General features: G+C 69.4%; 10 protein-coding genes and 1 tRNA gene. 4 read left to right on the top strand and 7 right to left on the bottom strand.

The features are described 5' to 3' along the window. The first annotated feature begins 26 nt into the window (after window positions 1-26). From ACIBF8_RS02565 to ACIBF8_RS02555, 3 genes are all read left to right on the top strand, one after another. Window positions 27-992 (top strand): hypothetical protein, encoded by a 966-nt coding sequence (locus ACIBF8_RS02565; RefSeq protein WP_396780549.1) that lies wholly within the window; start codon window positions 27-29, stop codon window positions 990-992. Beyond that, window positions 985-2,289: an acetyl-CoA carboxylase biotin carboxylase subunit family protein gene (locus ACIBF8_RS02560; RefSeq protein ID WP_396780548.1), complete on the top strand. Its 1,305-nt coding sequence runs from the start codon at window positions 985-987 to the stop codon at window positions 2,287-2,289. The genes ACIBF8_RS02565 and ACIBF8_RS02560 overlap by 8 nt, the downstream gene beginning before the upstream one ends. Window positions 2,290-2,379: 90 nt before the next feature. Further along, window positions 2,380-2,640 (top strand): YciI family protein, encoded by a 261-nt coding sequence (locus tag ACIBF8_RS02555; protein WP_396780547.1) that lies wholly within the window; start codon window positions 2,380-2,382, stop codon window positions 2,638-2,640. Between the two features lie 97 nt (window positions 2,641-2,737). Here ACIBF8_RS02555 and ACIBF8_RS02550 read toward each other — a convergent pair whose 3' ends face one another. From ACIBF8_RS02550 to ACIBF8_RS02525, 6 genes are all read right to left on the bottom strand, one after another. Then, complete coding sequence (locus ACIBF8_RS02550; protein WP_396780546.1) at window positions 2,738-2,848, bottom strand: LPXTG cell wall anchor domain-containing protein; 111 nt, start codon at window positions 2,846-2,848, stop codon at window positions 2,738-2,740. Between the two features lie 93 nt (window positions 2,849-2,941). Next, entirely contained in the window at window positions 2,942-4,864 is a 1,923-nt protein-coding gene (locus ACIBF8_RS02545) for a DUF5010 domain-containing protein (RefSeq protein WP_396780545.1), read from the bottom strand. Window positions 4,865-5,068: 204 nt separating this feature from the next. After that, window positions 5,069-8,233 carry a glycosyl hydrolase family 95 catalytic domain-containing protein gene (locus ACIBF8_RS02540; RefSeq protein WP_396780544.1) on the bottom strand — a complete coding sequence of 1,055 codons (3,165 nt, stop codon included), beginning with the start codon at window positions 8,231-8,233 and terminating at the stop codon, window positions 5,069-5,071. A gap of 419 nt (window positions 8,234-8,652) precedes the next feature. Further along, window positions 8,653-9,279 carry a tyrosine-type recombinase/integrase gene (locus tag ACIBF8_RS02535; RefSeq protein ID WP_396780543.1) on the bottom strand — a complete coding sequence of 209 codons (627 nt, stop codon included), beginning with the start codon at window positions 9,277-9,279 and terminating at the stop codon, window positions 8,653-8,655. Between the two features lie 45 nt (window positions 9,280-9,324). Next, window positions 9,325-9,397, bottom strand: a tRNA-Ala gene (locus ACIBF8_RS02530). 88 nt (window positions 9,398-9,485) lie between these two features. Next, window positions 9,486-10,076 (bottom strand): YqgE/AlgH family protein, encoded by a 591-nt coding sequence (locus ACIBF8_RS02525; RefSeq protein ID WP_112582369.1) that lies wholly within the window; start codon window positions 10,074-10,076, stop codon window positions 9,486-9,488. A gap of 322 nt (window positions 10,077-10,398) precedes the next feature. On the opposite strand from ACIBF8_RS02525, the gene mdlC reads away from it, so the two are divergent. After that, the gene (gene mdlC / locus ACIBF8_RS02520) at window positions 10,399-11,994 is read left to right on the top strand and encodes a benzoylformate decarboxylase (RefSeq protein WP_396780542.1); all 1,596 of its coding nucleotides are present in this window, start codon (window positions 10,399-10,401) and stop codon (window positions 11,992-11,994) included. 26 nt (window positions 11,995-12,020) lie between these two features. Here mdlC and ACIBF8_RS02515 read toward each other — a convergent pair whose 3' ends face one another. Further along, complete coding sequence (locus tag ACIBF8_RS02515; RefSeq protein ID WP_396780541.1) at window positions 12,021-12,974, bottom strand: hypothetical protein; 954 nt, start codon at window positions 12,972-12,974, stop codon at window positions 12,021-12,023. Window positions 12,975-12,980 lie beyond the last annotated feature (6 nt).

The raw sequence follows: 12,980 nt of genomic DNA, 5'->3' as shown, positions 1-12,980 counted from the left end.
CGACGCCCGACCACCGGGAGACCGACATGCCGCTGGCCCCTCGTGCCATGGTGATCTCGCTGCAGAAGACCGGAACCCACCTCATGCAGGGCCTGATGACCAATCTGGGGTACAAGATGGCCGGGGTGCCTCGGCCGACCCCCCGCAACACTCCGGAATTCACCGACGCGCAGCGGCGTCAGATCGCCGCGCTCACCCTGTCCAAGACCGACTACGACGAGCTGCTGGAGTTGGAGGGCACGGAGGAGTATCTGCTCCGCACCCAGGAGGCCTGGTCCGCACTGGGCTGGCACTGGCAGCGCCGGCTGGGCCAGCACGTCGTCAACCGGTACGGGCAGACCCGGTTCGACTTCGCCGACTCGGTGATCACCAACCCGCATCTGCCGTACTCCCGGTTCGCGGACACCCCGGCCGGGCTCTGCTGGATCTTCCACGAGCTGGACATCAGCAAGGTGGACGGGTCCTTCTTCGCCGAGTGGGTGGAGACCGCCACCCCGCCGCTGGTCTACAACTACCGCGACCCTCGCGACGCCCTGGTGTCCATGGTCAACTTCTTGGAGGGCCGGACCCGCGAGGGGTACGGCAACTTCTACGAGTTCGACATCTTCCACCGCATCCTGACCTCCCTGCCGACCTGGGAGGAGAAGCTCGACTACGCGATGCGGGACACGTCCTTCCTCGGTCGCGACCAGTTCGAGAGAGGGCTGTGGCTGCTGCGCCACCCCGACGTGTGCAAGGTCAGCTACGAGGATCTCGTCGGAGAGCGTGGCGGCGGGTCCCGGCAACGCCAGCTGGAGGCCGTGGACCGGTTGCTGAGGCACGTCGGGTCCACCGCGGACGCCGAGGAGGTCGCCGGCAAGGTCTACGACCAGAGTTCCTGGAGCTTCTTCCGGGGCACCACGGGCACCTGGCGGGAGCGGTTCACCAAGCGGAACGAGGCCCGCTTCACCGAGCTGTTCGGTGACATCCTGGAGCAGTACGGGTATGCGTGAGGCCCGCGCCTTCCTGCTGCTCGGCGGCTACCGGGTCATCGCCCGCAACTGGGGTTTCCTCGCCGACCTCACCGGTCGCGGGCTGCGCATCCTGCTGATCACCTCGGAGCAGTGGCGGGCCGACACGACGGCCGCGATGGCCCGGGGCGAGGGCCCGGGGACCTACCTCACGGACGCGGCCTTCGTCACCGGCGAGGTCGGCATCGAGGGGAGTTTCACCTCCGGTGTGGTCGCCCACGTCCAGCACTGGCAGCAGGAGTACGACATCGTCGGGGTCTACGCGGCGGGCGAGATGCTCGTCGAGCAGACCGGAATCGTCGCGGACGCCCTCGGCCTACCCGGGCCGGGGGTACGCGCCGCCCGGGTGTGTCGCAACAAGTACCTGCAACGGTTCTACCTGTCGCGGTGGAGCCCCCGGCTGGTCGTCGTCCCACCGCAAGGGCGCGCCGGGCTCGACGTGGGTTCGGTGCGGTTCCCGGCGGTGCTGAAGCCCTCGGGCCGGCGGTCGAGCTCCGGGGTCCGGGCGGTGCACGATCCCGAAGCCCTGCCCGCGCTGCTCACCGAATATCCGGCGGCGGAGACCCTGCTGGTCGAGGAGTACGTCAGGGGCGCTGAATACTCGGTGGAGGCGGTCGTCCAGCACGGCCGGATCGTCTTCGAGTCGGCGACCCAGAAGCGGACCACCGAGGACGGCTCCGACTGGTTCGTCGAGATGGCCCACACCGTGCCCGCACCTCCCGGCGCGGAGCACGAGACCCTGCTCGCCGCCAATCGCGACATCGTGGGCCGGCTCGGCCTCGTCGCCGGCATCGTCCACACCGAACTGCGCCTCGACCGCGACGGTCGACCCGTCCTGATGGAGGTGGCGGCCCGCACCCCGGGTGACGGCATCATGCCGCTCTACCACCTGGCGACCGGTCGGGCGCTGGAGCAGACGATCATGGAAGTGGCGCTCGACGAGCCGGCGGCACACCCCCCACCCCGGCGGTACGCCCGCCAGGTCTATCTGCCCCAGCCCACCGGAACGTTGCAGGACGTGAAGCTGCGCTGGCCCGGCGTCGAGCCGCAGTGGGTGCCGGAGGGGCAACCGTGGCCGGTCATCACGCCGGGCGAAGCCGACGACCCGCCGGCCCTGCGGCACGTCATCGTGCTCAAGGAACGTGGGGCACGCCTCGGTGAGCTGCGGGAATCCGGCGACCGCGGGGTGACGTTCCTGATCGACGCCCCGACCCTCGACGACCTCGACGACCTGGAGCGGCAGGTGAGCGCGGCGATCGACATCATCGTCGATCCGTGACCACCTCCGGCGGCCGTTCACCAGGAGACGGTGGTGGCCCGCCGGATCGACTAGGGTGCTTCGAGAGACCGCCCCGATGAGGAGGAACCGGTGTTCATCTTGGAGCTGTCCTTCGGCGACGATCCCGACCGGCTCGCCGCCCGACCGGCGCACCGGGAGCGTCTCCAGGCCCTGCACCAGGAGGGCCGGCTGGTCATGGCCGGGCCGTTCGCCGACGACTCCGGAGCGCTACTGATCTTCGACGTCCCGGACGCCGAGGCGTTCGCCGCGATCGTCGAGGCGGACCCCTACTACCGCACCCCCGGGGTGACGATCGCCAGCCAGCGGGAGTGGTCGCCGATCGTGCGGTAGCGCCTGCGGAGACACCCGAAACGCAGCCCGGCCTGACGGCAACGACGAGCGGCCCGGTTGATGGTCATCAACCGGGCCGCTACCCCACGTCCGGGAGCTATGCCACGAAGCGGGTACGGCGGCGGCGGGCGATCAGATAGCCGGCACCACCGAGGAGCAGGAGCGCTGCCCCCAGGCCGGCCAGGGTCGTGGTGCCGGTGCCGGTCACGGGCAGCCCGCCGCCCCAGGACGTACCGTCACGGCCACGACGGCCGCCGGGAGCTCTCCCCGGCGGCCGTCGGGTGCTGGCCGTTGTCCGGTGTTACGTGGTCGGCAGGACCCACTGCTGGTTGGCGCTGCCCGCGCAGTCCCAGATCTGCAGCCGGGTGCCGTTGGCGGAGCTGGGGCCGGTCGCGTCGAGGCATCGCCCGGACTGCGGGTTGACCAGTCGGTTGTTGGCGCCCGCCTGCCACTTCTGGGCGCCGGTGCCGTTGCAGTCGTACAGCTGGACCTTGCTGCCGTTGGAGGTGCCGGCGGCGGCGACGTCCAGGCACTTGCCGAGGCTCCGGATGGTGCCGTCAGCCATCACCGTCCATTGCTGTGCGTCGCTGCCGTTGCAGTCGTAGAGCTGGATGGCGGTGCCGTTGGCCGGGTTTCCGCCCGCGATGTGCACGCACTTGCCGCCGTACCCGACGATCTGGCCGGTGGGCGGGCCTTGGGTGGTAGGCGGGCTCTGGGTGATGGCCTGCCAGTAGTTCACGTTGAACGAGCCGCCGAGGAACTCCAACCGGACGGTGTGGTAGCGCCCAGCGGGGAGCGAGAACGTACCGGCGTCGACCGTCTGGTAGGTCTGCCAGTCACCGGTGTTCGGCGCGGTGATGCTCGGTCCCGCGACGCCGTCGATGACGAACCGGAGCTTGGTGCCCGTGTTCGGGGTGGCGACTCGGGCCTTCAGCGTGAGCGTGTTCTGGAGCGGCACGTCCTGCCACTGCAACCACTCACCGTTGGCGAGGGAACCGACGTTCCAACCGCCGCCAGCGTCCGGCGTCGCCTGGACGTCGATGTCGCCGGACCGGTACGCGCCGTACAGGTTGCCCGCCGTGGTGTCGCTGTAGCTGTCCGCGGACTCCGCCTCGACCCGCAGGTCGGCCGGGAACGGGTTCCTGGAGTAGCGCCGCAGGGTGTTGAGCATCTGGTTGGGGTAGTCGGCACGGCGCTCGGTGTACGTCCCGGCGGCCATCCGCCAGACGGCCGCGTTCTCCGCCCAGTCGGTGAACCCCTCAACCAGAGTCGCCGCCGCACCGGCGTTCACGGTGGCGTTGAGGTTGTTGGCGAACGTCTGGCCGTGGTTGGGGTCGATCACCATGTTGGTGGCGTCCCGCACCACGTAGAAACCGGGTACGGCCACGCCGTAGCTACGGCCGTTGAAGGTGACGAGCGAGCGCCCGCCGTTGGGCATGTTGAACCAGCCGTTCATGCCGTTCGCGACGGTGTTCACCGCCGGGTCCATCGACATCCAGGTGTTGTCGAGGTTGAAGAACGGGTCGGCCCCGAACTCCGCCTTCGCGCGGTCGCGGACGTACTGCAGCATCCGCGCGGCGTTGCCATTGCCCTGGTTGACGAAGAAGCTGCTGCTCAACGACCACTCATAGACCACCGGCCTCCCGTCGATCTTGAATCGCAGGTTGTCCGGTACGGCGGCGAAGAAGGCGCGCAGGTTGTTGTCCCAGATGTACTGGTACCCGCCCTCACCGGTGCCGGCGGTGTCGGCGAGGTCGAACGGCGGGTCGTAGCCGCCGCGTTTGTGCACGGCCAGGTTCTTCTTGTCCGTCATCGAGGCCGGGGTGTCGTCGAACGCGGCGATCCTGAGCCGATCGGCGACCCCCCGGCGGTTGATCGCCTCGACCAGTTCGGTCAGCAACCGCGGGTCCCCGCCGCCGTTCGGCACCGCGCTGCCCGGGGCGTACCCGCGCAGGACCGGAGCGACGAAGTCGACGCCGGAGCTCACCAGTTCCTCGACGTAGTTGTCCCAGAACCTGGCTCGATCCGTGCCGCTGGCCAGGTACATCGGGAGATTGAAGATTGTGCTGCCGTTGCCGGAGTAAGGGCCACCGTTCAGGCTGCCTCCATTCATCCCGAACGCCACGCCGACCGGCCCGGTCGCGGTGGCCGTCCGACCGGGCAGGCTGACACCACCGGTCACGCTCACCGGGGCGTCCGCCGCGGCGGCAGCCGTCGTGGTCACACCTACGGTGCCAACGGGAAAGACCATGACGAGGCCCAGTGTGAGTAGGGCGCGGCGGAGATTCTTCCGAGTGGATCGGCTGTGCCCATCTGCCATTTTATTTCCTTCTGATTTGCTAGAGCGGTCAGCGAAATGCCCAAACAGGTCTACCGGCGGACCCGACACGGGCGGTGTCAGCCGCCCGCACCGGGTCCACAGTGCACGTCAGAGGTTGACCAGGCTGAACTTCTCCCAGGTTCCGATCGCGTCGCGGTTGGCGATCAGCGGCTCGGCACCGGCGTTCACGGCACTCACGTACTTGCCGTTCACCTTCGCCCGCAGGCTGACCGTACCGTCCGGATTCCTCACCATCGCGAACGTCTCCCACCCGCCGGCGGTCGCCCGGTTCGCGATCAACGGGTTCGCTCCGTTGTTGTCCGCGCAGACGTACTGGTTGTTCACCTGCGCCCGCAGCGCGACGTTGCCGCCGCCCAGGTCCACCAGGTCGAAGCGCTCCCACGGACCGATCGCGGCGGCACCCGCGATCAGGGGGGCCGCGCCGGCGCTCGCCGCGCCGACGTACTTGCCGTTGGCCGCAGCACGCAGGGCGATGACGCTGGCCGGCAGCGTCGGCGCCGGGTCAGGAGTCGGGGCGCCGACGCCCGTCACGATCCGCAGCGCGTCGACCATGCCGATCCCGGCACTGCTCTTGTTGACGATACGGATGGTGTGCGTGCCGTTGGGTAGCCCGTACCGGCTGAACACCACCTGCCGGACTTGGCGCCCGGTGGTGACGTGCAGGTTGACGTTGCTCTGGAAGACGTCGTCGAGGTAGACGTCGACGTTACCCATGTCGCCATTACGTTCGGTGAGGTAATCCACGCCGGTACCGACAAAGGTGTAGGACGCGACCGCGCCGACCACCGAGCTGTAGTGAGCGTCGTCGTTGTAGTCGCCCACCCCACGCTTCGTGGTGAGACGCCAGTCCGAGTCGTAGGTCAGCATGGCGTCGTTGACCATCGAACCGTTCGTGTCGAGGCCGAGCGTCGCGGCGGTACCCGCCAGGGTTTTCTCACCCTGGTTGACCGCGCCCCGCAGGGTGGTGGTCGAGTATCCCGACAGCGGCTTGGCGGTGCGCTCGACGACGTAGGCCGTGTTCGCCGCGGTGGCGAAGCTGAGCTCGGCGGCCGAGCTGGTGACCAGGATGGCGTTGTCCGAGGTACGGCGCACCCGCACCTGCTGGCCGCTCCACGGGTTCACCACCCGGGCCGGCTTGCCGTACTGGCTCTTGATTCCGACGTACTTGACCTCGCCGGCCTCCCGCTCCGAGCTGACCAGGAAGCCGTCCTTGGCCAGCAGCGTGAACTTGCCGACGAAGCTGGCGTCCGTCGGTACGGCGGGGAAGACCCGGATCTTGTCGTTGTACGACTGCAGCAACGACTCGTTCATCGCCATCAGATGGATGCCGAGGTACTCGAAGACGCCGTTGTCGTTGGCGGTCAGTCCGTTCGGGTAGTTCTGGTACTTCTGCAGCATCAACTTCATGCCCTGGAACGCCTCGTTGCCCAGTCCCAGCCGAGCGGCGTGCACGTGGTCGTTGGCCCACACGTTGTCGTACGGGTGCGGACGCGTGTTCCAGGTGTTGATCGCGGTCTGTTGGTCGGGGTAGCCGATACCGGTCTGGTCGTTGGGCCAGACCAGCTCCAACGCGACGTTCTCGCCGTTGCGGTTCTGCGAGGTCGGCGGGTCGTACGGCAGGTACGCGCCGTTCTGCACCTGGTACGGCGCGAGCTTGTTCACGATCGTCTGCCAGTTGGTCCGCAACCCGGCGTCGAGGCCGAGCTGCTGGCTGGTCTGGATGGTGAGCGGGAAGAGCAGCCGCACGGCGGCCAGGTCGCTGATGGCGTTGCGGACGTCCCAGTACGTCTCGCGGGCGTTGGAGCTGGCCATGTAGTACTGATCGGCCGTGGCGTCGTAGGAGAGGACGTCCTCGTAGAACTTCACCACCTCCCGCATGAACGGGTAGGCGGTGTCGCGCAGGTACGCCTCGTCGTTCGTGTACCGGTACTGCAGGTACATCTGATAGGCGGCCTCGGGGCCGGTCGAGTAGATGTCGTTGACGAAGTCACTGTTGACGGTGCCGCGGGCGTTGCCGTCCCAGCCCATCGTCTCCGGCACCCAGAGCCCGTCACTGCCGTACCGGGTCGTCGTGTACGCCTTCAGCACGTTGTAGTTGCGGCTCCACAGCCGGTTGGAGGTGGCGGCCAGGTCGACGTGGTTGCTGGCGAGGAACGAGTTGTAGATGTCGCGCTGGTTCCAGTGCCAGTACGCGTTGCTCCACTTCGACCGGTCCTGGGTCGCCCGGAACACACCGTTCATGAAGTGGAACGGATAGTTGCCGTAGCCACCCGCCGCGATCATGTACGTCGCCAGGTAATAGACGTTTTCCAGGTAGTCCGCGTCGCCGCCCGCGTTCGAGTACTGGACGAACGACTTCGCCCAGAAGTCGTGCCACCAGGCGCGGTAGTTGTTCAGCGTGCTGGCGTAACCGGTGGTCTTGACCGCGTTGAGCTGGTTGCGTGCCTGGGCGGCCGAGTCGAAGCCGGGAGAGTTGATCCGACTGGCAGCGGTGAACCAGATGGTGTAGTTGGTGGTGGGCGTGATGTTGAGCCGGACCCGGGTACCGTCGACCACCTGGGTGGTGAAGCCGGCCCCCTCGACGGTCGCGGCGAGGGTGTACCCGAAGTGGTTCGGGTCGCCCTGGCCACGGCTGAGGCCGGCACCGGCCGCGTCGGCAAAGGTCGAGACGGTGCGCCAGGTCTGCAGGTCGGGCACATCGGCGATGTTCTGGACCGTGTTCGGGTCCCACATGCTCAGGTCCAGGCCGATGCTGGTGACCCCGGGCCTGGCGTCGTCGACGTGGATGCCCATCACTTCCGAGTTCGGCGAACCCATGATCGTCACCGTGCGGTTGTTGTCGTACCGCGTGGTGAGTGTCCCGTCGTAGAGCGAGAGCCGCTGCTGGAACGTGGTGTATCCGGTATCGAACCGCGGGTTGCTGAACAGGTTGACGTTACCCGCGGCGTAGGTGGACTGCTCGGCGAGATCCACGCCGGAGACCTGCATCGAGAGGCCGTTCTCACTCCAGACCATCGCGCCGGTCCGCCCATTACCGACGGTGAGGCCGTGCAGCGGATTGGTGTTCGGTCGGCTGTAGACGACGTCGTGCTTGGCCAGGTAGCTGGCGTAGTCGACGTTGAGTGTCCCGGTACCGGAGTTGAACGCGGTGTCCGTCGCTGCCGCCGGTGCCGGTTCAGGTGGTGCGGTGGCCACCAAGCCACCCGCGAGCAGAGCCGCTGTCGCGATGCGCAGCGGCGTGCCGAACCTCATTGACATGATCCTTCCTGGTGCTCCACCGGGGATTCCATACGTCGTCATTGACGGATCCAGGTGGCTGCGGCGGCCGTCATGGCCGAGCGATGTCGCGTCACGCGGTCGTCTGGCAGGTCCGCCAGTCACGGATGTTCGGTGCGGTGATGGCAGTCCGGCGAAGCCGTCGACAAGGCTGGTCGTTGATCATCCTCTGCCGCCGCCTGATTGGTCCCGCTCGATGGCCCGTGGGAGCCGCGGTGCCCACATGGCGAACCTCGTACCGCGCCCCTAGGTCCAGGGGCGTGCTCGGCGAACAGAGAAGCCATTATTACTAAAATATCATCGGTCATCCCGGCGGCGGCCATGGGCCTGGCCAGCCGGGGTACGTCGCGAGCCGGCCCGCCAGGTCGGAGCAAGGCGGCGTGCTGCTCCGACCGCTAAAACGGTGCTGGATCCATGTGATGTCCACGTGGCCGGGGCAGGATCGTCTGCTCCATGATTTGCGCCGCACGATGCTCGGCCTCGGGCAGTACGTCCACACAGAAGTCGTTCGTGGTGCGGTGCTGGGCGTGCCCGAGGCGCTTCTGCATGATGTGGTGGGGAACGCCGTGGTCGGCACCTACCGTCGCGTTGGAGGCCCGGCCGTCGTGCAGGACGATGACGGGCACCTTAGATTCGACGCAGAGCGCCCGGAAGCGGTCGGTGAAGCACTTGGGGTGGTAAGGGGTGCCGTCTTCCTTGCAGAAGACGTAGTCGCCCCGGTGGTACACGATCCCGGCTTCGGTCCGCTCGCGTTCCTGCTGTGTGAGGTGCTGCCGGAGAATCCCGACGAGGACGTCCCCGATGGCGATGGCCCGGCAATTGCCCAGGGTGGTGACGGCAAGATCGAGCTCCCGCTCGGCCAGCCAGTTCCTCAGCTCCGCGGCCATCGTGCCGTCGGCCGCCAGGTCGGTCCGGCCGAACTGCTCGAGGGCGCGTCGCTCTTCCTTGATCGCGATTGCCTCAGTCTGGAAGCCGCGCCGGAACATCTGGTGTCGCTTGCCGTCGTATACAGACGACGGCATAGCCGATAATCACTCGACTATGCCGCCTGAACTGCGGTTGCAAGGTGGAGCCGAGGGGACTCGAACCCCTGACCCCCACACTGCCAGTGTGGTGCGCTACCAGCTGCGCCACGGCCCCTTGCTGTCGTCCCGGTTGCCCGGGCACTGGGAAACTATACACAGACCGGCTCGCATGGTCATCTCGCGGGGTCCCCCGCCGAGCCGGGTCAGTTGAGCGCCACATCCGGCGGGAAGTGTGCGACGGCGGCCATCATCCCGCCCTGCCGGCGCAGCACCATCGGCCACAGGTCGTCGGGCCGGTCGACGAAGGCGTCCCCGGGCAGCCCGTCCAGCACGAACCAGGACCCGTCGGCGATCTCCTGCTCCAACTGGCCGCTGCCCCAGCCGGAGTAGCCGGCGAACACGCGGATGCCGCCGATGCTCTCCCGCAGCCGCTCCGGGTCGACCGAGAGGTCGATCGTGCCGACCGCCCCGGAAACCTGGTGGAAGCCCTTCACCCGGCGCATCGGGTGCCGCATGCGGGCGAGGCAGATGGCCGAGTCGGGTTGCACCGGGCCGCCCTCGAAGAGCACGGCAGGGTGGCGGGCCAGGTCGCTCCAGTCACCGAGCACCTCGGCCACCGGCACCTCGGTGGCCCGGTTCAGCACCACGCCGAGCGCGCCGCCCGGCTCGTGGGCGACCAGCAGCACCACCGTACGGTCGAAGTTGGGGTCCTTGAGCGCCGGAGTCGCGACCAGCAGCCGCCCGGTCATCGACTCCATCGCTCGTCCGCCGATCGCCTGGCCCTCTCCCTGCATGCCACACACCCGTCAACCGTGAGCCCGCGCCGGGGGCCGGTCATCGACCGGATCCGCCCGGCGCATCGGGTTCAGCCACGCTGTCAACGCCATGCCTGGCACCATAGCCTGCGTCCCGGGTGCTGGCTAAGGTCTGACCGGCGGGTGATCGGACAGTTAAGACGAAGGGCCGATGCCGCCGGCCGCAGACCTCCCGGTGATCGACGGATCAGGGCCACCGGCGGCTGAGAAACGCCCGAAAGGTCCGTCACATCCCGATAGATTCGGCTGATCGGGAGGGCGACCGCGGTTGCCCCTGCCCGCGACACGGAGGCGGGTGGCGATGGCAACGGTCCGAGACGCGACATACGACGTGCTCCGCACCCTCGGCATGACCACCGTCTTCGGCAACCCCGGTTCCACCGAGGAGCCGTTCCTGCAGGACTTCCCCGCCGACTTCCACTACGTCCACGCGCTGCACGAGGCGACGGCGGTCGCGATGGCCGATGGGTACGCCCAGGCCAGCGGGACGCCCGCCCACGTCAACCTGCACACCGCCCCGGGCACCGGCAACGGCATGGGCAACCTGGTCACCGCCTGGCACAACAAGACCCCGCTGATCGTCACCGCCGGGCAGCAGACCCGGGAGATGCTGCTGCTCGAACCTCGACTGGCCAGCCGTCGACCCACCGAACTTCCGCAGCCCTACGTGAAGTGGGCCTACGAGCCGGCCCGCGCGCAGGACATCCCGGCGGCGGTGCTGCGGGCGTACGCGACGGCGGTGCAGCCACCGGCCGGGCCGGTCTTTCTCTCCCTGCCGATGGACGACTGGGCCCAGCCAGCCGACCCGCCGCCCGCGCCGCGAACGGTGGCCACCCGGTTCGCACCGGACCCCCAGCGGTTGGACGAGTTCGTCCGGGTGCTGGCCGGCAGCCGCAACCCGGTGCTGGTGTACGGGCCGGGGGTGGACCGCTCCGTGAGCTGGTCGAGCGCGGTCGCGCTGGCCGAGCGACTGGCCGCGCCGGTCTGGTCGGCCCCCGCCCCCGAGCGGGCCGTGTTCCCCGAGGACCACCCGCACTTCCACGGCGTGCTGCCGTACGCGATCGGTCCGCTGGCCGAGGCGCTGCGCGGACACGACACGGTGCTGGTCATCGGCGCTCCGGTGTTCCGCTACTACCCGTACGTGCCGGGCGGGCACCTGCCCGACGGCGCCCGGCTGCTGCACATCACGGACGACCCGGACGAGGCCGCGCGAGCCCCGGTTGGTGACAGCCTGCTCAGTGACCCGGGGCTGGCCCTGGCCGCGCTGGTCGAGCGGGTGCCGGCGAGCGGCCGGCCACCACCGGCGCGACGGGACACCCCGCCGCCGCCAGAGATCACCATCCCACTGAGCGCCGACGCCATGTTCGCCGCGCTGGCCGCGCACTGGCCGGCCGACGGCGTGCTGGTCCAGGAGTCACCATCCAACCTGTCCGCGCTGCGTCGTCAGCTGCGGATCGCCCGCCCGGCGTCGTACTTCACGATGGCCAGCGGCGGCCTCGGCTACGGCCTGCCGGCGGCGGTCGGCGTCGCGCTGGCCGAGCGGGACACCGGGCGCGGTCGCCCGGTGGTGGCGGTGGTCGGTGACGGCTCGTTCCACTACTCGGTGCAGGCGCTCTGGACGGCCGCGCGCCTCGCCCTGCCCGTGGTGATCGTCGTCCCGGTCAACCAGCAGTACGCGATCCTCAAGGCGTTCGCCGAGCTGAAGCACACTCCCGGGGTGCCCGGCCTGGACCTGCCGGGTTTGGACATCGTCGCGATCGCGGCCGGCTACGGCTGCGCCACCGAGGTGGTGGAGACCCCGGACCAGCTCGGCGCGGCGCTCGCCACCGGGCTGCGCGCCGACCGTCCCACGGTGGTGCCGGTGCCGATCAGCACCGACGTGCCCAGCATCCTCTGAGCCGGCCTCGACCTCTACGGTCCTTCTCAGCGCGGTGCGATCGACAGCGGGGCGCCGGTGAAGACGTCCAGCACCGGTCGGGCGCCCAACGGCGCCGCGAGGGTCACCGTGACCGGCTCCAGCTTCAGCACGTCCGGACAGACGCCGGTGGCCTGGGTGACGCCGCCACCGACCACCACCACGTCCGGCCGTTCCCACACCAACGGCCTGATCCCGGTGTCGCACGCGCCGACGCCGAGCCGCACGGTCAACCGGGCGTCGTTGACGGCCGCCAGGTCCTGGGCGGCCACCAATCCGTCCGGCAGCGGCCGCGCCGGCGCGGTGGGTTCGGGCACCGGCGTGACCGCCGTCGGCGCGACGGCCAGCCGGACCACCGGGGTGGCCAGCTCCCTGAGTGTGAACAGCCAGGCCGGGACCTGCGCCGAGCCCCGGCTCGTGTGGACCGGCACGGCGCCGAACGTCACCCGGGTGACGGTGAGCGGAAGACAGGCGGTCTGGGGGGCGCTCGTGGCCCATCCATCGGGCCCCGGTTCGACAGTGGGGCCGCCGGGGGTGGGCCGGCCGGGCCGCTTCGGCCGCCCGGGGCAGGGCAACGGGTCACCCTGGTCGAGCTGCCGGTACGCCTCGGCGGCGCTGACCAACGGCAGCGTCAGCCGTCCGTCCGGGAATCGGATCTCGCCGCCGACCCGGGTGGGCGGTATCGGGACGTCCGCCCGGTACCAGCCGGACCGGAAGGCCGCCTCGGTGTCCGGCGTGAAGCCCGGGTCGCCGGTGAGCAGGGTCGGCCCCTCCAGCGGCACGTACCCGGTGCGCCAGTCGGGGCCGGGCCGCCACGCCTCGGCCACCTGACTGGCCCGTTGGTCGAACGCCGCCGCGCCGTGGGTCGGGCTGCGCGGGCCGTCGGCCGGGCCGACGTCGGCCGCGGCACAACCCCCCGTGAGCAGCAACGGGAGTACGAGCAGCAGAACCGGTCGACGCATGTACGG

This window comes from Micromonospora sp. NPDC050276, assembly GCF_044459545.1.
Classification (GTDB): domain Bacteria; phylum Actinomycetota; class Actinomycetes; order Mycobacteriales; family Micromonosporaceae; genus Micromonospora.
This window is presented reverse-complemented; position numbering and strand designations above follow the sequence as displayed.